The 19,131-nt window shown below is 41.4% G+C and carries 20 protein-coding genes and 1 pseudogene; 8 read left to right on the plus strand and 13 right to left on the minus strand.

Translation table 11 applies throughout. The features are described 5' to 3' along the window. Window positions 1-30 precede the first annotated feature (30 nt). A pseudogene (locus tag E4K68_RS17575) lies at window positions 31-2,172 on the minus strand (ATP-dependent RecD-like DNA helicase). A gap of 15 nt (window positions 2,173-2,187) precedes the next feature. Continuing rightward, entirely contained in the window at window positions 2,188-2,826 is a 639-nt protein-coding gene (locus tag E4K68_RS17580) for a 3'-5' exonuclease (protein WP_135380220.1), read from the minus strand. Between the two features lie 119 nt (window positions 2,827-2,945). On the opposite strand from E4K68_RS17580, the gene sigK reads away from it, so the two are divergent. Further along, the gene (gene sigK / locus E4K68_RS17585; protein ID WP_135380221.1) at window positions 2,946-3,710 is read left to right on the plus strand and encodes an RNA polymerase sporulation sigma factor SigK; all 765 of its coding nucleotides are present in this window, start codon (window positions 2,946-2,948) and stop codon (window positions 3,708-3,710) included. Window positions 3,711-3,874: 164 nt separating this feature from the next. Here sigK and E4K68_RS17590 read toward each other — a convergent pair whose 3' ends face one another. The 4 genes from E4K68_RS17590 to E4K68_RS17605 all read right to left on the minus strand — a co-directional run bounded on the left by E4K68_RS17590 (window position 3,875) and on the right by E4K68_RS17605 (window position 7,563). Next, window positions 3,875-4,732 carry an ARMT1-like domain-containing protein gene (locus E4K68_RS17590; protein ID WP_135380222.1) on the minus strand — a complete coding sequence of 286 codons (858 nt, stop codon included), beginning with the start codon at window positions 4,730-4,732 and terminating at the stop codon, window positions 3,875-3,877. A gap of 227 nt (window positions 4,733-4,959) precedes the next feature. Beyond that, on the minus strand, window positions 4,960-5,145 hold the full coding sequence (tatA, locus tag E4K68_RS17595; RefSeq protein WP_135380223.1) for a twin-arginine translocase TatA/TatE family subunit: 186 nt from the start codon (window positions 5,143-5,145) through the stop codon (window positions 4,960-4,962). A 78-nt stretch (window positions 5,146-5,223) separates the two neighbouring features. Next, window positions 5,224-5,928, minus strand: a complete 705-nt coding sequence (locus tag E4K68_RS17600) for a peptidylprolyl isomerase (RefSeq protein WP_135380224.1) — start codon at window positions 5,926-5,928, stop codon at window positions 5,224-5,226. Between the two features lie 357 nt (window positions 5,929-6,285). Beyond that, window positions 6,286-7,563, minus strand: coding sequence for a 4Fe-4S dicluster domain-containing protein (locus tag E4K68_RS17605; RefSeq protein WP_135380225.1), 1,278 nt, complete (start codon window positions 7,561-7,563; stop codon window positions 6,286-6,288). A 276-nt stretch (window positions 7,564-7,839) separates the two neighbouring features. Here E4K68_RS17605 and E4K68_RS17610 point away from each other — a divergent pair, with 276 nt between their 5' ends. From E4K68_RS17610 to E4K68_RS17625, 4 genes are all read left to right on the plus strand, one after another. After that, window positions 7,840-8,388, plus strand: a complete 549-nt coding sequence (locus E4K68_RS17610; RefSeq protein WP_135380226.1) for a ubiquitin — start codon at window positions 7,840-7,842, stop codon at window positions 8,386-8,388. 30 nt (window positions 8,389-8,418) lie between these two features. Continuing rightward, on the plus strand, window positions 8,419-9,093 hold the full coding sequence (locus E4K68_RS17615; RefSeq protein ID WP_135380227.1) for a response regulator transcription factor: 675 nt from the start codon (window positions 8,419-8,421) through the stop codon (window positions 9,091-9,093). Then, the gene (locus E4K68_RS17620; RefSeq protein ID WP_135380228.1) at window positions 9,083-10,546 is read left to right on the plus strand and encodes a HAMP domain-containing sensor histidine kinase; all 1,464 of its coding nucleotides are present in this window, start codon (window positions 9,083-9,085) and stop codon (window positions 10,544-10,546) included. Before E4K68_RS17615 ends, E4K68_RS17620 begins: the two co-directional genes overlap by 11 nt. Before the next feature lie 181 nt (window positions 10,547-10,727). Further along, the gene (locus E4K68_RS17625) at window positions 10,728-11,576 is read left to right on the plus strand and encodes a hypothetical protein (protein ID WP_135380229.1); all 849 of its coding nucleotides are present in this window, start codon (window positions 10,728-10,730) and stop codon (window positions 11,574-11,576) included. Here the strand turns inward: E4K68_RS17625 and E4K68_RS17630 are convergent. Beyond that, window positions 11,563-12,825 (minus strand): ABC transporter permease, encoded by a 1,263-nt coding sequence (locus E4K68_RS17630; protein ID WP_135380230.1) that lies wholly within the window; start codon window positions 12,823-12,825, stop codon window positions 11,563-11,565. The two genes, E4K68_RS17625 and E4K68_RS17630, sit on opposite strands and share 14 nt — an antisense overlap. Further along, window positions 12,825-13,757 carry an ATP-binding cassette domain-containing protein gene (locus E4K68_RS17635; protein ID WP_135380231.1) on the minus strand — a complete coding sequence of 311 codons (933 nt, stop codon included), beginning with the start codon at window positions 13,755-13,757 and terminating at the stop codon, window positions 12,825-12,827. Before E4K68_RS17635 ends, E4K68_RS17630 begins: the two co-directional genes overlap by 1 nt. 500 nt (window positions 13,758-14,257) lie before the next feature. Between E4K68_RS17635 and E4K68_RS17640 the strand changes: the two genes are divergently transcribed. After that, window positions 14,258-15,349, plus strand: coding sequence for an endospore germination permease (locus tag E4K68_RS17640; protein ID WP_135380232.1), 1,092 nt, complete (start codon window positions 14,258-14,260; stop codon window positions 15,347-15,349). Window positions 15,350-15,462: 113 nt separating this feature from the next. Here the strand turns inward: E4K68_RS17640 and E4K68_RS17645 are convergent, their stop codons facing one another. The 4 genes from E4K68_RS17645 to E4K68_RS17660 all read right to left on the minus strand — a co-directional run bounded on the left by E4K68_RS17645 (window position 15,463) and on the right by E4K68_RS17660 (window position 17,400). After that, window positions 15,463-15,837: a hypothetical protein gene (locus E4K68_RS17645; protein WP_243450429.1), complete on the minus strand. Its 375-nt coding sequence runs from the start codon at window positions 15,835-15,837 to the stop codon at window positions 15,463-15,465. Window positions 15,838-15,878: 41 nt separating this feature from the next. Then, on the minus strand, window positions 15,879-16,586 hold the full coding sequence (locus E4K68_RS17650) for a DUF6198 family protein (RefSeq protein ID WP_243450430.1): 708 nt from the start codon (window positions 16,584-16,586) through the stop codon (window positions 15,879-15,881). 82 nt (window positions 16,587-16,668) lie between these two features. Next, on the minus strand, window positions 16,669-17,091 hold the full coding sequence (locus E4K68_RS17655) for a MarR family transcriptional regulator (protein WP_135380233.1): 423 nt from the start codon (window positions 17,089-17,091) through the stop codon (window positions 16,669-16,671). Window positions 17,092-17,244: 153 nt separating this feature from the next. Further along, entirely contained in the window at window positions 17,245-17,400 is a 156-nt protein-coding gene (locus E4K68_RS17660; RefSeq protein ID WP_199241819.1) for a hypothetical protein, read from the minus strand. A gap of 439 nt (window positions 17,401-17,839) precedes the next feature. Between E4K68_RS17660 and rd the strand changes: the two genes are divergently transcribed. After that, the gene (rd, locus tag E4K68_RS17665) at window positions 17,840-18,001 is read left to right on the plus strand and encodes a rubredoxin (RefSeq protein ID WP_135380234.1); all 162 of its coding nucleotides are present in this window, start codon (window positions 17,840-17,842) and stop codon (window positions 17,999-18,001) included. 222 nt (window positions 18,002-18,223) lie between these two features. Here the strand turns inward: rd and E4K68_RS17670 are convergent, their stop codons facing one another. Then, window positions 18,224-18,415 carry a CorA family divalent cation transporter gene (locus tag E4K68_RS17670; protein ID WP_135380251.1) on the minus strand — a complete coding sequence of 64 codons (192 nt, stop codon included), beginning with the start codon at window positions 18,413-18,415 and terminating at the stop codon, window positions 18,224-18,226. Between the two features lie 97 nt (window positions 18,416-18,512). Here E4K68_RS17670 and E4K68_RS17675 point away from each other — a divergent pair, with 97 nt between their 5' ends. Then, the gene (locus tag E4K68_RS17675) at window positions 18,513-18,923 is read left to right on the plus strand and encodes a hypothetical protein (protein WP_135380235.1); all 411 of its coding nucleotides are present in this window, start codon (window positions 18,513-18,515) and stop codon (window positions 18,921-18,923) included. The last annotated feature ends 208 nt before the right edge of the window (window positions 18,924-19,131 follow it).

A 19,131-nucleotide genomic window follows, 5' to 3' on the forward strand; every position in this document is an offset into this window, starting at 1 on the left:
CCCCCCCTTGAACCCAATGTAACCGCCCCGTTAAGGATTGGCGTTGGCTAATCTCTCACTCAAACGGGTATTCCTCTTCGACGTCTTATTATTGCGGACTGACATACTAACTGCCTTCTTGGTACCTACTAGAACAAAAACCTTCTTCGCCCTAGTGACACAAGTGTAGAGAAGATTTCTCTGTAGCATCACATAGTGCTGCATCGTTAAAGGTGCAACGACGATCTTATATTCACTGCCCTGGCTCTTATGAATTGTGGTGGCATAAGCCAAAACGACTTCGTCAAGCTCTGTAGCATCGTAATCGACGAAAGTTCCATCAAAATTCAAGACAAGAGTACGTTCTTCAGTGTCGATGTTGGTGATGCTGCCAATATCTCCGTTAAAAACGTTCTTATCGTAATTGTTTTTAATCTGCATGATCTTGTCGCCTAGTCTGTAGACCATGCCACCATATTTTATAGAAATGCTGGAGGAATTGAGGGCCGCCTGTAAAACCACATTGAGGTTCACCGCTCCTGTTTCTCCCCGTTGCATTGGGCAAAGCACATGGATGTCGTTGATTGGATCCACTTTGTAAAAGGAAGGAAGCCTCCTTGTACAAAGCTCCTTAATCGTTTGGACTACTTTGGTTGGCTCATCTTCTTCAATGAAAAAGAAATCACTCGTCCGTGGACCCTTCAAGTCTGGAAAGTCCCCGTGATTAATTTTATGGGCGTTGGTGATAATGGCACTGCCCTGGGCCTGCCGAAAGATTCTTGTGAGCTTAACGACGTTGACGACACCTGAGTCGATAATATCGTTTAGCACATTGCCAGCGCCTACCGAGGGCAGCTGATCAACATCACCCACTAGGATGACCACGGTTTCATTGGCTACTGCTTTTAAAAGGTTGTACATCAGGATGGTATCGACCATCGACGTCTCATCGATAATCAGCACATCACATTCCAGGGGATATTCGGCATTCTTTTTGTAACCCTCTGGTGGCTTGTACTCTAGTAAACGGTGAATGGTTTTTGCCTCTAGCCCCGTAGTCTCTGACATTCTTTTTGCGGCTCTGCCCGTGGGGGCAGCCAGTAATACTCGAGCACCCAGTAATTCAAACACCTTGATAATCGCAAGAGTAGTTGTTGTTTTACCTGTTCCTGGACCACCCGTAAGCACCATGAATTTTGAAGCCGCTGCAGTCTTTACCGCATCCTTTTGCACCTCGTCGTACCTAATGTCATACTGCTTTTGGATCCGCTCAACTATATCCTCCACATTTGCAGAGGGGTAGAGAGTGTCAACCGAAAGTATAGCCTTCATTCTGTTCGCGATTCCCAGTTCGCTGTGATAAAAGGGCAGTAAAAAGATAGCCTCCCCTTCATCGAGCATGACGGCCTTTTCCTCGATCATCCGATCAAGCATTAAATTAACCCGTGATTTCTCAATCTCGAGGATTTTCTCCGCCTCTTCCAGCAGCTGTTCCCTTGTACCATAGCAGTGTCCGTCATTGGAAAGTTCGTTCAGGACATACACAATCCCTGAACGGCAACGTTCGAAGGAGTTTTTCTCAAATCCCATCTGCAAAGCAATTTTATCCGCCGTTTTAAAGCCGATGCCCCAGATGTCATCCGCCAGTCTATAGGGGTTGGTTTTGACAATTTCGATGCTCTCATTTCCGTAGGTCTTATATATTTTTACGGCAAAGGCCGTGGAGACACCCTTGCTTTGAAAAAAAAGCATGACATTTTTGATTTCCTTTTGCTCTTGCCAGGCTTTTTTGATCATCTCCACTCGCTTTTGTCCGATGCCCTCAACTTTAACTAAATAGTCCGCTTCCTCCTCCAAGACCCTCAAGGTGTCTTCTTGGAAATGTTGAACAATTCTCTTGGCGTAAGCCGGCCCGATACCCTTGACAAGTCCGCTTCCCAAGTATTTTTGAATACCTGCAACCGTTGCTGGAAGGGTTTCACGATAATCCTGCGCCGTAAACTACTTCCCGAACTTGCTGTCCATCTTCCATTCACCTTTAAGTCGAATGATGGAGCCAACATTCACTGCCGCCAGACTTCCCACGACCGTTACGAGGTCTGTAAAACCCTTGGCCTTTATTTTAATGACACTAAAGCCATTCTCTTCATTTTCGTAGGTAATTCTCTCGACAACCCCGCTTATGTATTCCATATTGAGCCCCGCCAATCATCCAGCGATCGTAGTATCCTTTGATATAAGGCCTTTTACTTTTTTCTTCGATATACTACAGGGTTTATATCCCCCAGCGTATAATTTCCCAAGCCGCATTCCTACAAGCGAAGCGAGCTCCTTTATAGATGACACTCCCCCTTCAGATAAAGCTGACAATAAAACATTGCCACAAGCAGTAGCATCTTCTAAGGCGTTATGATGCACAAACTCGTGCTTAATAAATTTACAAACTGTATCAAGTTTATAGTTGTCTAAACCGCTCCACGTCTTGAGCGCCGTTTTATAGGTACATAAATATTCTACTTCAGGATAAGGGATGTCGTACAAATCCAAAACGTGACGCAATACCGACATGTCAAAGGAGGCATTGTGAGCAATAACATAAGCATTTTCAAAGAACGGCTTAAGTTCGGCGTAAATCACATCAAATTCTGGAGCATCTTTGACGTCCTTCTCTTTGATTCCATGGATCATAACATTAAAAGGATCAAAATAACTATACTCGATATGTGGTTTTATAAGCCAATACTTGGTATCGATTATCTTTCCCTCATCGATCACTGCAATTCCCACTGAGCATGCACTTCCAATAAAACCGTTCGCTGTTTCGAAATCTATACACACGGCCCTCATTGAACGTCCCCCCCTTTATTCATTCGTTTCTATTATTTCGATTAAGAACCGTTCAATTGGACAAACACCAACCTCTTTCCTTTCGCATACTATACCACAATGCGAAAGGAGTGAAACTGATGTTAATGGAAGTTTTCCTGACTAGTTTTGCCCTCTCAGTCCTCAAAGGGATGACCCTACTCGTTTCATATATTAACAATAACTCATTTCCACACCCTCTGAGTAAAGAAGATGAAACACGCTACTTTCAAATCTTACAGCGCGGTCATACTGACTCAGATTCAGATTCAGACTCAAATCTAGACGTGATAGACGAAATCATTAACGTCGAACAGGCCCGAACCATGCTGATCGAACACAACATGCGTCTAGTGGCCTATATTGTTAAAAAATTTGGAGATACGGAAGAAAAAAACGAGGATCTGTTCTCGATAGGAATGATTGGCCTAATCAAAGCGATCGATACCTTCAAACCTGCTATAGGAGTCAAACTAAGTTCTTATGCGACACGCTGCATCACGAACGAGATTTTTATGAACTATCGTAAAGATAGAGGGAAATCTGAAACGTCCCTTTATAAGCCCCTCGGGGAAGATGATAGTGGGAACGAACTAACTATTATTGACAGCCTGGAAGCCGATCTCAAACCAATTCCTGATCAGATCATAAATGAGGAAGATCACCGAATTTTGCTAGAAAGCGTTGATAAACTCCCGCCCCTTTGCCGCCAAGTCCTTCAAATGAGATATGGTTTGACGAACAGCCCGGAGCGTTCACAACAAGAAGTAGCCGATACACTTAGAATATCACGTTCGTATGTTTCAAGGATAGAAAAAAAAGCGATCCAGAAACTAATCCAAGAAATGAAGGAGAGCAGGCCATAAAAAAGCCGATCGAAGCCATTAAGATTGGTTTCAACTACCATCCATTTTAATAAGGTCTAGCGGTTAAGAAAAGTTCTAACCGCTAGACCTTATTAAAATGATAAAAGATCCAATTGTTTGTTCACTTCTCCTGTTTGTTTTCGTCAACTGAAAAATGAAGCCTGTTAACTGCAGCAAAACACCATTTCGCCAAGTTCAACCCCTAAATTTCCCGCTACAATCTCACACTTAGCTCGCAGCAAGAAATACAGCCTTCTATCCTCCTTGCCAAGCGCTTCTAAAGATTCATAATTAGCCTGTCCTTTACTGATCACTATGTCAGCCTTTTTATAGGCCTGTTTAAATTCTTCCGAACAGTCTTTGAGAATTGTCCCTAAAAAGCCGCTGCCATTAGAAATTACGCGTATATGCTCTGTCATACCTACATACGTCGCATCTTCCATCGTGGCATCATTCAAAATCGGTCGGTCCTTAACTGCATATGTTACCTCGATCCCGAATTCGGATAGTTGCTCTGCTAATAGCCTATCGAAAGCAATTTCCCCGCTGTTATCTCCGAGAATTAATATCTCCCGGGCTTCTTTTAGTCTTTGCAGGAAAGATGCGTAGTCATCCCGGGCAAAACTCTTCTCCATGGCCTCCTGAATACTCCCCTCAACATCAAACTCTTTCAGAATGCCCATATCGATAATATTCCCGGCAACGGCGATTTGCAAAGACATAAAGAGTGGATCCGTACTTTGGTGAATCCTCTCTTTTAACTGGGGCAGGAGTTTAAGAGCCAATTCATTGGACTCCTTCTTAGCCCTATGAAATGGATCCTCGATTCCCAACAGCTCATTGACCTTTCTGAGAATAATGGTCGAGTTCTCAGCGGGAGTTCCTTGCGGGTCTAATCGAGGAAGGAGGGGCAGCGTTTGATGGATGATTTCTCTCGCTTTCTCCTCATGGATTTCAGTTTGTGCTAAAGTATTGATCGTTTGCTTTATATAGCAAGGAATACACTCCAGGGTAACGTTCACAATTAGAAGGCCTCCTCGTCGTTATTCTCAATATAAGCAATATATTTGGCAATTTTATTGATCCAATTTCCTGTAAAACGCTAAAAAACCGTCCGACAAATTTTATAATAAACCCTATTCATCAGATCATCGTAGAATCTAATATATGCCTGAGCATTTTTTCTTTAAGTGCTATTCAATAAAGCCGCCTGACTTTGAACAGGCGGCCTTGTTATTGTTTGTCACGATTACTTTTCGATCCGTTCGTCTTTCGTTTCAGAAGATTTTCCGTCAGTAGCCTTTTTGAACTCTGCGATCCCTTTGCCTAAAGACTTTCCGATGTCTGGAAGCTTACCTGGGCCAAAAATGATTAAAGCAATAACCAAAATGATACTCAGTTCAGGAACATCAAGAAAACCGAAAGTAGTTAACATTAATTTATCCTCCTTGGCCGGTAATACGTTATTAGCGTCAGTAAGGTGGACAAAGCGATCATCGATTTACAATTAACACTACTTTTCTAATATCTCTACTGTCTTCATAGTAACTGGTTCAAGAGGCGTACTTACTTCGCCTGAGGTGCTGGGGCCAACTCTGACGCTAGCAATCTTCTCAACTACATCCATACCACCGTCTACCTGACCGAAAATAGTATAGTCAGGGTTTTGGTTTAAACTTGCAACGTCTGATCCCGAACCGATAAAGAATTGACTGCCATTCGTATTTGCGCCGGCATTAGCCATTGCTACTACTCCAGGCGCGTAAGTATGTTTAGACGATAACTCATCAGCAAATTTATAACCTGGGCCACCCGTGCCGTTCCCGTTTGGATCACCCGTTTGAATCATAAAGGTTTTCATCACTCGGTGAAATTTTAATCCGTCGTAAAAGTGATTGCGAGCCAAGAATACAAAGTTATTAACTGTATTAGGTGTATCCCCTGAAAATAATTTAATACTAATATCGCCGAGGTTGGTGTGGATCACAGCATGATAAGGTTTTTTCTGGTCAATTTGCATAGGTGGCGGCGAACTCCAGGTCTTGGGCTGAACTGCTGGTTGTGCCGGTTGATTTGGCTGGGTTGGTTGAACCGACTGGTTCTGCTGGCCTTGTGTTTGGCTAGATTCAGAGGGTTGGGATGCTATAGGTGCCTTTGATGCACAACCCGCAATTGATACCATTAGCAGCGTAATTAACACTAAAAGTACTTTTTTCATTTAATACCTCCCATAGTTGACACGTCCTAATATAATATTTCTTCTTCAATCCACAATTATCCTGCCATTACAAAGATATTTGTAACCATTTCAGTTGATACAAAGCATTCCTCGACTTTTTTTGAATAAGCCATATATTTGCCATTAGCCTGTGATTCTCGGCAAATACTTCCATTAAATTCTCCAAGGATTGTTGGTTATTCATAAAAGTTTCCTCCTTCGAAGTTCCAACCATCACGTATGATAACCACTATAAGAACAAAGTATAAGAGTATGAAAATAAGGGCTTAACTACTTTTCATCGATAACCCGTTGATTGTGATTTCTTATAGCTGTAAGAAATCGAAGCTTTATTTATCACTTATAATTTCTAACTAAAGCCGCAAGATACTTTGACTTCATCTGTTCACTAGCCATGATTTGTTTGATAGGAGGCATTTTCAATATAGCCCCCAGTATCGCGGCCATAGCCCTGTGACTATAAAGAGCCTGGTTATCAAAAATGAGATTTTGGAGTTTCCCTCTTTCGATACTCAATAACACGATTCGATGAACGGAATTTACCGGAGTAATCACCCGTTTTTCCCTGTGCTTAAGTTTTATCGTTCCACAGTTACAGGCTCTGACGCAAACACCGCAGCCTAAGCAAACCTCCTCATCCAGCCTTGCTTTCTTTAGGACTTTGGCATTCGTGGCGTTTTCTGATACTACCTTTAAAGCTCCTACTGGACAGGCCAAAACACACCTTCCACAGCCGTTACAATTAGCTTCCTTGATCTCAGGCAGAAAATTTGTGGTATTAATTGCATTTAAAGTTCCAAATTTCTTGATGGCCTGAAGAGCTTCGCAGCAGCAGCCACAACAATTACAAATAAAGGGTAACCCCTCTTGTTCGTTCTCCCCAATTTGAACCAGGTTATGGTCGTAAGCCTTTTCAAGTAAGCTCATGCACTCCGAAACGCGAACTTCCCTGGCATGGCCATATTTTATAAGGCTTGAAGCGGTAGTCCCAAAGGTCATGCATATCTCTAAGGGGGCATCACAAGCTTTACCAAGATGGTTCATTTTGTGCCTACAATAGCACATACCGATTCCAATGTTAGAGGCTTTCTTGATGATTTCGCTCGTTCGTTCGTAATCTAGGATATGTAAATCATTCACGGTGCTTAAAGTTTGTTCATTCACAAAAATTCTTCCAAGCTTTGTTTCTGACACAAATAAATCTCGGACGAAATCCTCTTCAACATTTAAGTATTGGTAAAAAAGTTCAGAAAGTAACTTCTGATCAATGTCGCTTCTTAGACGCATCAGGGAAAATTCAAAGAAACCTGCCATAGGCGGTGGTAAAACAAAGGTTCTGCTACCATCAGGACTCTCAATATCCATCAATAAGGCTCGGGAAGCAAGTTCGATAAGGATCTTTTCAGTATCTTCTTCACTCATTCTTAAAGCTGCACTGGCTGTCTGAATTGAGAAGGGTTTTATTGGTAACGCCGACATAACCCTCGCTTCCTTTTCATTCATTAAGACACTAAGTATCTTAAATAGATATTCAGAAGGCGGAGCCCCTTGAGGAAATTGATTAAGTCGTTCGCTCAATTGATGGAATCCAGATTTTATACTACTGTGTGCCATAGATCTCCTTATACTGAACGTTTTAAGATGATTATATTACAACATGTATAATTGTTCCATATCAGTTTCATTTGCAAACAAATCCACCAACTACTGCCCTCTCCTCGCTTTTCTACGATGATAGAGCGCTAAAAGCTCTGTGTATTGAAAAATAAGTGGTTATGAGATAGACTTTTTTTAATCGAATTTTAATTTTAGTCAAATTCTCCTTGAAGTTTTTTGAGTTAGAATACAAACATACTCAGTTGCGGGCACAAAAACAAGGAGGAATTTTTAATGACAACCTTAGAACAAGTGGAAAAACTATGTGTAATGGCAAATATAAGCTTCGAAGAGGCCAAGGCTGCCCTAGATGCGGCAAACGGGGATTTGCTGGAAGCCATTATCTATCTGGAGAAACAGGGAAAGGTAAAAGCACCGACCGGAGGCGGTTATTACAGCAGCGAAAAAACCATCGATTCAAGCGCAGGGGCCTACAAAGAAACTTGCTGGGAAAAGCAGCATTATAACCACCACAAAGGGAAAAGCTTTATTTCTGTCCTAAAGAAAATAGGAGAATTTTGCTTGAAAATGATTCGCAAGGGCAATACAAATTCCTTTGAAGTGCTGAAGGGCGAGGAGCGCAAAGCCTCTTTTCCTGTCACTGTCCTTGCATTACTGCTTATATTCGCATTCTGGGTTACCATTCCACTGATCATAATCGGGGTATTCTTTGGTTTGCGCTATCGCTTCAACGGACCTGATGTTAGCTGCACAACTGTCAATGACGCTATGAATAGCGCAGCGGACGCCGCCGAAAATCTCAAGAAGTCTATAAATATCTAAGAAAATCTATTTGAAACGGCAGGGTTTTCAATGAGTTCGAAAATATTAATTATTGAGGATGAGGAAAAGATTGCCCGATTTGTCGAGCTTGAGCTTGGCTATGAGGGTTATACTACAACAAAGGCCTTTGATGGTAGAACAGGGCTTGAACTCGCCGAAACCGGCGAGTTCGACCTCGTTTTGCTGGATGTTATGCTGCCTCAGTTGAGCGGCATGGAAGTGCTGCGCAGACTTCGCCGAACCTCCTCCGTTCCCATTATTATGCTGACGGCGAGGGACAGCGTCATGGATAAGGTTTCGGGACTTGACAGCGGGGCGAGCGACTACATAACCAAACCCTTTGCCATTGATGAGCTTCTGGCCCGGATCCGCACCGCCCTTAGAAAAACCACGCATGAAGATGTGGTGTTGTCCTCCTCCGGTCTACTTTTGGACACGAACCGCCATACGGTTACCGTGAGGGGTAAGCCTATAGAACTGACAAAACGCGAATTTGACCTTCTACACTATTTGCTCAAAAATAAAGGTTTGGTCGTTTCCCGGGAATCACTGCTCGAAAATGTATGGGGCTTTGATTTTGCGGGTGAATCCAACGCCGTCGATGTCTATGTGCGTTTTCTGCGTGGAAAAATCGACGAGGTGTTCGATATTAAACTGATTCATACCGTAAGAGGAGTGGGGTATGTGATTAAGGATGAAACGTGAGCCGTTAAACAATTCAACTAACCGTATCGGCCATAAAATACGGTTTTCTCTTGTATTGAGGCTCAACATCAAACTGTTTTTTCGTTTGCTAGGGATTTTTTTGACCCTTAATGTGATTCTGTGTCTGGTGTCCGCGGCAGGACTGATAGCACGCGCTGAACAGACCGTGGCGGCGACGGCCCACATGCTGAATCAAACGGGACTACCTACCTCTGAAGTAGAAAACTGGCTTGAGCTTACTGGATGCCGTGTTTCGCTGCAAACAGGAGAACCAAAAGGGTTTCAAATTCCCAAAGTCCTACAGACCCACCTTGCCAGACAGACTGCATCTGGTGTAAGGAGTATCAACCTGCCGAATTCCAAAGGCTTGAATTTATGGGGACAATTAGAGGGTGTTACCTACAATGTGACGCTCGATGATAGCGGACGTTCTTATCTTATATCCATCCGTCTTCAGGAGACCCTACGGATATTTGTAGGGATGTTTACCATAGTTTTGATTCTGGAATTTTCAATGCTGCTCGGGAGCATTCCCTCAGGTGCGAGAACGATACGGAAAACCCTCCGACCCATTGAAGAATTGGCTAAAACGGCGCAAAACCTGAATATCGGCGGCGTTTTTACACCGGAGCAGCTGGAAGTTCTGGCAGGTAAATTGGACGACATCAACGCCACAAGGCTGGATACGAGAATTCCAGTGGACGATACGCAGAGCGAATTGAAAACCCTCGCCTCGGCTATTAACGGGATGTTGGACCGAATCAACGAATCTTATCGTTCCCAGGCGCGCTTTGTATCGGATGCGTCCCATGAGCTAAGGACGCCGATTTCCGTCATTCAGGGGTATGCCAATCTGCTGGATCGGTGGGGGAAAAAGGATGAAAAGACGTTGCAGGAATCCATCGATGCCATCAAGGATGAGACAGCGAATATGAAGGGCTTGGTGGAACAGCTTTTATTTCTGGCACGGGGCGACAACAACACCATGGCTCTGCAGATAGAGCGTTTTGAACTGTCCGTCCTTGCCGTAGAAGTGCTCCGGGAAACCCAGATGATAGACGGTGGGCACGAATACGATTCGAATGTTACGCCCGTTTTCATTAACGCGGATAAAAACCTTATCAAACAGGCGACACGGATACTGATTGACAATGCCATGAAATACACGCCCCCTGGTAAAGGGATCACCATTTCTGTTTCCGGTGTAGACGGCTATGCCCGGCTGATCGTACAAGATGAAGGCATTGGTATCGCGCCCGATGCGGTTCCTCGGATTTTTGACCGGTTTTTCCGCGCCGACGAATCCCGCGCCCGAGCCACGGGCGGAACGGGGCTGGGCTTATCCATTGCCAAGTGGATCACGGAGCGACACGGCGGACATATGGAGGTTTTGAGCAGGCAGGATATCGGCACAAGAATTTCTATCGTGCTCCCCACCGTGCCCGAAGCATAAGTATTAATCAATGTTCTCCATAAGGAACTGTCTCAAATAGAAATTGCATTTCTATTTGAGACAGTTTTTCTTTTGTATATTATTTTGATATTAAAGGAACTATATATTTGTTTATAGTTCCTTTGATATTTAATTGGCCTTTAATCCACAACATGGATAACACAAGCATCTAGGAGGTTTTATGGCAAACATATACTGGTATTGTCTTATAGCTATTATTGGATTGGGAATCGCGGCGTTTACTATATATAAGAAAAGAGACATTGCTAAACTCTCGACTTTTTTTGTATTTTTTCTATTTTCTACATGTGTTACATGGATAGGCGAATTTACTGTACTTGGTTTATTTAATAGTTATGCTTATAAAACTGGTATATTTACAAGCCCTTGGGCCCAAAACCTATTAGGTCATCTTATACTTAACTCGACTTTTTATCCTGGCACAGCGATCTTGGTTGCAGCGTACTCATTAGGATATGGATGGATTTCCTTAATTACCGTAATCTATTTACTAGTTGAATATTTGTTTATGAAATTAGGAATATACGAACATCATTGGTGGAAATATTATATGACAGGCCTTTGTATTCTTATTTATCAAGTTTTCTCCAAAATATGGTTTAAGAAAATGAATGAATTACAGCCTAGATCATGGCTGCGCATTAGTACATTCTACTTCGTTGGGTTTGTCATTCTTCACTATCCCATTCCAATAATTCTTCTTTTAGGGAAACAATACTATAATGTGAATTGGGTTCAAGATATGTACTTATCTAGCACCATGTTTATTTTTGCTTATCAGTTAGTTGAAGCTTTGTTTTTGGTATTTTTCGTATGCTACCTGAAGAAATGGTTTTGGAAGCTAGTGCCATTCATTATTGCTTTTGTTGGCCAAAGCATACTTGTGAAGTTGAACATCCTGGTTTTTCAAGATGGGTGGAATCTGTTCTACACAATCCTAGTTTATTTTATAGGTATAGCAACTTTTATTCTGATCGAAAAATACACCTTGATTCCTAAGAAAACATAATGTTTATCATATTTCGCCAGGATACCTTTCCATACATAAGAACACCCGCTCGATACATCTTGCCTGCAATCCAAATCAAGAGTAATGTGGTCAGCAGCAAATCAAGAATGCCTAACAACACACCTAAAATCGAGACATCGGTTAAAACAATGCGGGCAAATAAGACCATTGGCGTAAAGAATGGCACATAGGAAAGACCTACAATCCAGGGATTATCTGGACTGTACAGCGAAAACATGGCTAACATAAAAGCAGCAACAATCAAAAACGTCATCGGGCTTACAGCCTGATTCGTATCTTCAGGTCGACTGACCATAGCCCCAATGCCGGCATACATGGAAGCATACAGTAAGAATCCTAGAATAAAAAAGACGCCGAAATAGAACAAATACAAAGGCTCTATTGTTGCAAGTTGAAACGTCATCCCAGGAATGAGGGAGATCCCTTTCCCTTTAAGGGCTAGAAGCCCTAAACCAGTGCCAATCCATAGAAAGTACTGGGTTAATCCGACTGCTCCAATACCCAAGATTTTAGCAGTCATCATGGAAGAAGGTTTAACCATTCCTATCATCATTTCCATCACGCGACTACTTTTCTCTTCAACCACCCCATTAGCCACATACATGCCATAGACGATCAACGAGAAATAAAGCATAAAAAGCAAGAAATAAACAAGCGTCATGTTTTGAGTTTGCTGTTCCTGAGAGCTTGCTTTGAGACCCTCAGATTGCACAGTGAAATTTATGGGCGCAAAAATTTCAGTCAGTTGAGTTTGTGTAAGTCCACTTGCCTGAATACGATGTTGAGTCGTCATCTGCTGTAAAGTAGCACTTACCTTGGTTGAAGCGCCACCTAGCTCTATCCTTTTTGTATGCCAAATAACACTATCAGGTGCTCCTGGTGGTGCTATTTCTAGAACTGCCGAAGTTTGACCCGCTACGAGTTTCTTTAGCAAGACCTCTTTCCGATCAGCCCAATCGAAGGAATTGGCAACAACTGCTTGGAATGAAAATACACGTTCACCGTTTGGAAGTTTACTCTGAAGTTGATCATTCAAATAGTTTGTGATCTGTCCCGTCTGTTCAAGGATTGTAATTTGAGATTTGTCTGCCGATTTAATCTTATCCATAATCGACGGAGCAAAGGAAAGTCCTAAAATCATAACTAAACCAAGGATCGTTGAAATAATAAAGGTCTTATTGCGCACTCTCTCTACATATTCTCGCTGAATTAATACCAGAAGTCTCATTAGACATTCCCTCCAACTAAAGTAATAAAGACTTCATTCAACGTAGGATCTCCAATTTCAAAGCGTTTGACCTCTCCGTGTTCTATTGCACGTTGCAAAATGGCTTGAGGGTCTATACCCTTGGGAATATCAAATTCCACCTCTTTGGTCGTTTGAGTTAGGCCTTCGGACTGTTTATTAATGTTTGACCCCAATGTTGATAACTCGAGTTGGAAGTCTTCGAGGAAATCTAACGAACCAACGATACTTAAACGTATAATTTGCCGACCGGTTAAACCTTTTATATGTCCCACTGAACCTTTAGCGATGAGCCTTCCCTCCTTGATTATACAAAGAGAGTCACAAAGCTCTTCAATATGTTCCATGCGATGGCTAGAAAAAAGAATGGTCCGCCCTTCTTTAGCAAGATCGCGAAATGCTGTTTTTAGCAACTCTACATTCACCGGGTCTAAACCGGAAAAGGGTTCATCTAAAATCAAGAGATCGGGTTGATGTAAGATAGCAATAATAAATTGAATCTTTTGCTGGTTCCCCTTTGATAGTTCATTGGCCTTTTTCTTCACAAGTTCCCCCAACTGAAACCGCTCTGACCAATAGTCAATTCGTTTTTCAGCCTCCACCTTTGATAGTCCCCGCAGACGAGCAAAGAAATTCATCTGATCAGCAACGATCATTTTCGGATATAAGCCTCGTTCCTCCGGAAGATATCCAAAAGAACGTGCTGTTTCCAAACCAACTGGTTTATCTTGCCAGGTAATTTGTCCGCTATCTGGTCTAATAATATCTAGGATCATCCGCATTGTCGTAGTTTTTCCTGCACCATTTGAACCAAGAAAACCAAAAACCTCTCCTTTAGGTATAGAAAGGTTTAGATTTTCGACCACATGCTTAATCCCAAAGGATTTGTTTACTGAGATCAAATTCAAGGACATATTTTTACTAAACAGGGGTTTCACTCCCTTCCGATAAAAAAATTCTGCTTCAGATAGGGTTTACTCTATCATTGTTAGTTTCTATTCGTTTAATTATGCAGTCAGGTTAGACTGTCGCTGACCAAACTTCAGATAGTTCTCAATCCGTATTTAAAGACCTATCCTCAATTACCAACTATATAGAAAAAACGATTTCGAATACTACCAAGACGATTGAAACTAGGGACATTATCATCCTCTTCACAAGATAATTGCCTGTCACCCTACATATATACAAACGCCCCAGTTTGCGGGACGCACTCCAGTGGGTTGAATCACTTCTTACGCCTAAGGTATGCCTTCGTAGTATACTGTGGCGGCTTATTGAGAAAAGAGCCGAAGATCTTTGCGGATAATAGACTCATTGTCGGGAAAAATAAGGAAGAAGTTTGTATAGACACAATGGTGGGTGTTAAAGCGTTTAAACGTTGAGGAACCCCATTCAAGTGGGAAAGGGTACCATGGAAAGGATCTCAACACATCAATTCATGACCTTAGGGGCATCTGTACTCATGGGCGGAACTTTCCTCCTCCTAGCAACGTTTGTTACCGAGGCTGGTGGACGGGATGGTTGGATGGCTATCTTACCAGCATTTGCTCTGACAATTCCTTACGGCCTGATGGTACTCTCACTTTCTGCACAGTATCCACACGAAAACTTGTTGCAAATTTCGGGAAAAATCTTTGGGAAATGGATAGGCAAAATTATAGGATTTATATATATTTTAATCTCGTGTTACTATGGCGGATTAGTCTTAGGCCTCATCGATGTCATCTATGAGCAAACGATTATGCCGTTAACGCCTCTTTGGGTGTTCTATCTAGGTGGTCTTCTGCTCGTCTTCTATCTGGTAAACTCTGGGATAGAAGTGTTTGCTCGTTTTTCCGAAGTCATCTTTCCCGTGATTGTGATCGCGATGGTTCTGAATGTAAGTCTATCCATACCGCGGATTGAACAAGGAGAACTTATGCCTATTTTAAGCGAGGGATTAAAACCTCTTTTTTTCGGGACGCTTAAAGTGATACCATTTCCGATGGCATATATCCTGTTCTTAGCGGGAATCCTTACTTTTCTACCTACTGGTAAGCAAGAGCTTGGCCAATTGAGGACTGGGATTTGGCGAGCTGCTTTTTTGGTAGGAATTCTAGACGCTTTGATTGTCTTAATTCAAATTCTTGTCTTTGGACCTGCAGAAACTACTCGTATGGAATTTGGTATACTTCAATTAGGAAAAATGGTGGAAATAGGGCAGACGGTTGCTGGAGTTGAGTCCTTATTTGTAGGGGTCTGGCTTGGGGTCCTGGTTATAAAATGTTGTGCCTTTCTTTTTACGACGACTTGGGGCATAGAAACTGTATTTAATTTAAAGGGGTTAAAATGGAGACTTGCTGTGAGTACCGTATTTTTAGGAACCGCCTTAAGGGTTACGAGAGGACCTGCTTTAAATTTAGAACTTTCATTCGTGGAAAGTTATCTGATTTTGCCTTTTGTGTTCGTTTGGGTGCTTACCCTTTGGGGATTCGCGCGATGGAAGGCGAGATCCAAGGTTTAAAACGCACTAAATGGAGAAATGGATACGCCTCTTCCAGTCCGTTATCGCATTAACGACAATTAAAAGAGATTCTTTGCGCAATGCAAAAAAACCTTTTCCATACTTCGGGAGTTTCAGACTGTCTCCAAAATCCTTACGGAACTATTGACCAGTTGAGATTGCCAGTCTGAAACTGTTCCTAATCTTCCGAAGAAAAATCGTAAGATCTTCGGCTCGTCTACAAACTTTAGCCCCCCAATAAGCTTGTGGTTTTCATAAAGCCACCCAATACGGTCAACCGCATACTTCACTTGGGAAAGAGTAAATACTCGACGGGGCATGGCTAAACGTAATAGCTCCATATTTGAAAACGTTTCATTACCGTTTTCTTCCCTCTGTTCAGACATTGTGCCTCGCTCCATACCAAGAACTCCACATACGATATACAGAGCTGCGGCTAATGCACCAGCGGGATATTGATTCTGGGAAATGTGATCGACAAACTTCATAGCATTGAGATGACACCCTAAACCAAGCTTACTGCCACATTTTAAGAAGAATGCGCATTACCTACTTCATTAATAACAGATACCTCAGAATCATCATTCAAAAATTTATCAAGCTTTTCCCTAAACAATTTCATAATGAAGCTCAAAACAGTTCCAACCAGAACGGCTGAAATTATTGTTCCAGCCCCCACGCTTCCAAGGCCGCGAAGAACAAACAAGCAGGTTATTCCTGAAATTAGTACCATAGAAGTATCAAATACTACCTTTACCCTTGGAAATGCAATTCCAGTTTTTTGGGATACCGCCTGCATTGCACCTTCTCCAGCAAGTGGCACGATATCAGGTGGCAGATAAAGAAAAATCCCGACTGCAACGAATATTATGCTCATCAGCAGAAGTAGAAAACGTATTGCGTAATTTTCAGGTGTGGGTAAAAATGTCATTAAATAATTTGAAAAGGTAGTGAAATATCCGAAAACAACTGCCACAACGAGTTGAGACAAGTTTTTTATTTCGAAATCTTTTCGTAAAATTACGATTTGCATCAGTATCAGTATAATATGGAATAAAATTGTGGCTTTTCCCATTTCAATACCTGCTATCAGCGTAATCGTATAGGGAATTGAGCTGACGGGTGATACTCCTAGATTTGATTTTAGCGAAAAACCTATTCCTATTGTCATCATAAAAAGTCCTAAAACGTACGCAAGTAATCTTTTTATCATATTAAATTTCCATATCCTATCCATTTATTCTATAATTTAAATATTCTTATTTTTATAGAATTGTCGTTTTCATCAACATATGCATTGTATAACATAAGCCTCTTACCTATTTGCAGTTATTAATACTATTCTCCATGACTTTTACCATTAGCTTTTCAAAAACATCACGTTCTATATCACTAAAATTTTCCGTCATTTTATTATGCCATTCATCTTTTATCTCTAATATTTTGGGATAAATTGCAACAGCCTTATCCGTAGGAAAAATACTACATGCACGCCTATCATTTGAATTGATGGTTTTAGTGATGTATCCATCTGTTTCAAGTTGGGATAATATCTTTGCTACAGTACTCTTGTCAATAATCAGCCGTTGAGATAATTCATCCTGTGTTTGAGCCACGTTCTCACAGATACAAACGATAAACATAAACTGTCCACTACTAACTCCTAATTCTTTAAGCTGCTCTGTATAAAACATTTGTGTACGGCGATAAGCCACTGAAACATACTTTGATAAATCCTTCATGGTTATCATCCTCATTATTGTTTCCTACGCAACTTTAATTCTAAAATAATAATCTTCTTGTGTCAATAATTTTGCAGAATAACGAAGTTTTAGTACTTCATATTAATGACTTTATTAATAATGCAAGTACTAAAATAGTTGCATATGCCTCTATTAACGTTTACATGGGTATCCGAACTGTCCCATTCCAAAGGTTAAGAAATCTGATTCTCCGCCAATTATATTAAGATACTCTATTAAGGCTTTAGCATCTAATTTGACAGCCTTACTAATTACAACTTTTCTATTATTATTGCTTATCTCTTTCATTAAAGACAACTCCTTAACTTTCTCGCAGTTTCATTCATGTGCGTATCATCTGCACCACAGCAACCTCCATCAAAATAATAGGAGAACTGTTATGACAACTTTCAAAATCCATTTACATTTCATAGTCTACCACTTAGCTAAACTTATGACGTTGACAATAGCACCGCATTATTCGTGAAATGACTAAGACCCTTGGCTCCCCTCATTACGAATGTAGGTATAAGACTTTCTAGCTGTTGGCCTCGGATAAATGGTAACCATTAGATTATCGGATGGTTAGACAATCGAAAATTGTCGAAACTAAGGTGAAAGTTACTATTGATTTATAATTGATCTAATTATAGAATATGAGCTAGGCAAAGTCTATTTTACACTGTCCCGGGTTCTTGTGAATGTCATGATGAGCCACGAAGAAATTATTTTAAAAGGAGGAAATAAAATGAAGAATTATCAGTGTTCAGTATGTGGATATGTTTATGATCCGGCCCTTGGGGATCCCGATTCAGGGATTGCACCCGGTACCTCTTTTGAAGATATTCCAGAAGATTGGGTTTGCCCTACATGCGGTGTTTCCAAGGATCAATTTGAACCAGTTGAATAAGGGGATATACTGAGCCGTTAGTGTAACGGCCCCTGCTATACTTACTGCCTTCTAGTACCCACTAGAATAGAACTTTCTTAGCCCTAGTAATACAAGTGTAGAGAAAATTTCTCTACACTTGTATTACTAGGGCTACATCGTTAAGGGTGCTACAACGATCTTATATGCACTGTCTTGGTTCTTATGAGCACCAATCGGGGTTAATCATCCTGGTCGTACTATTTATGTATCAAACCATCCCTTGCGCTTAAACCACAAGAACATCGAAATACCGATATAGATCATTAATCCTAAAACTATAAAATAACCATATTTCCAGTTCAATTCCCGCATATATTCAAAGTTCATGCCATAAATACCGGCTACAAAGGATAACGGAATACAAATTGTAGTTAATATCGTAAGTAGTATGATCCAGCATCTCTAAATATACTGGTTCCTAAGTATTATTGTCAGAATATCCCTACATTGATCATGCATGCACTGACTTTGTTTAACTCATAATAAATTCATGAAAATACTAAAACGCTTCTTGATTTATGGAATAATTGGCCTTCTGCTCGAAGTTGTCTATACGGGTTTGGCCTCCCTCCTTAAAGGTGATTTCAGCATGCATGGATTTACCTTCTTGGTAATGATACCCATTTATGGGCTGTCGGTATTTCTAGAACCCTTGCATACTCTAGTGCGGCCTTATCACTGGTCGATCCGTGGGCTGACCTATTTATCCATAATATGGATGATCGAATATTCCAGTGGTTTTATTTTTGCAGAGGTACTAGGAAGCAGTCCCTGGCACTACAGTGATATATTAAATATTAACGGCTATATTACCCTTCGGATGGCCCCTGAATGGTTCCTTGCTGGTTTAGGGTTTGAATTCCTCCATGATTTTCTTGATACATTACCCTTCAAACTCTAAAGAGGTGGGGCTCTTAAAGCCGACCGTTCGACTCCACCCCGACCATCGATCGTACCTTGACCTCTCTATCACTTGCGGAACAAATCTCCAGCAAACCTATCATGAACGTATTACCTTGCGCTGCAAAATATGCTTTTGATACCTCAATCCGACCATTCCTCCACGCCTTACTCGCTTTGGAACCCACTTCGTCTGTCTGATTTTGAAG

Origin of the sequence: Desulfosporosinus sp. Sb-LF (genome assembly GCF_004766055.1) — a bacterium.
Taxonomy (GTDB): domain Bacteria; phylum Bacillota; class Desulfitobacteriia; order Desulfitobacteriales; family Desulfitobacteriaceae; genus Desulfosporosinus.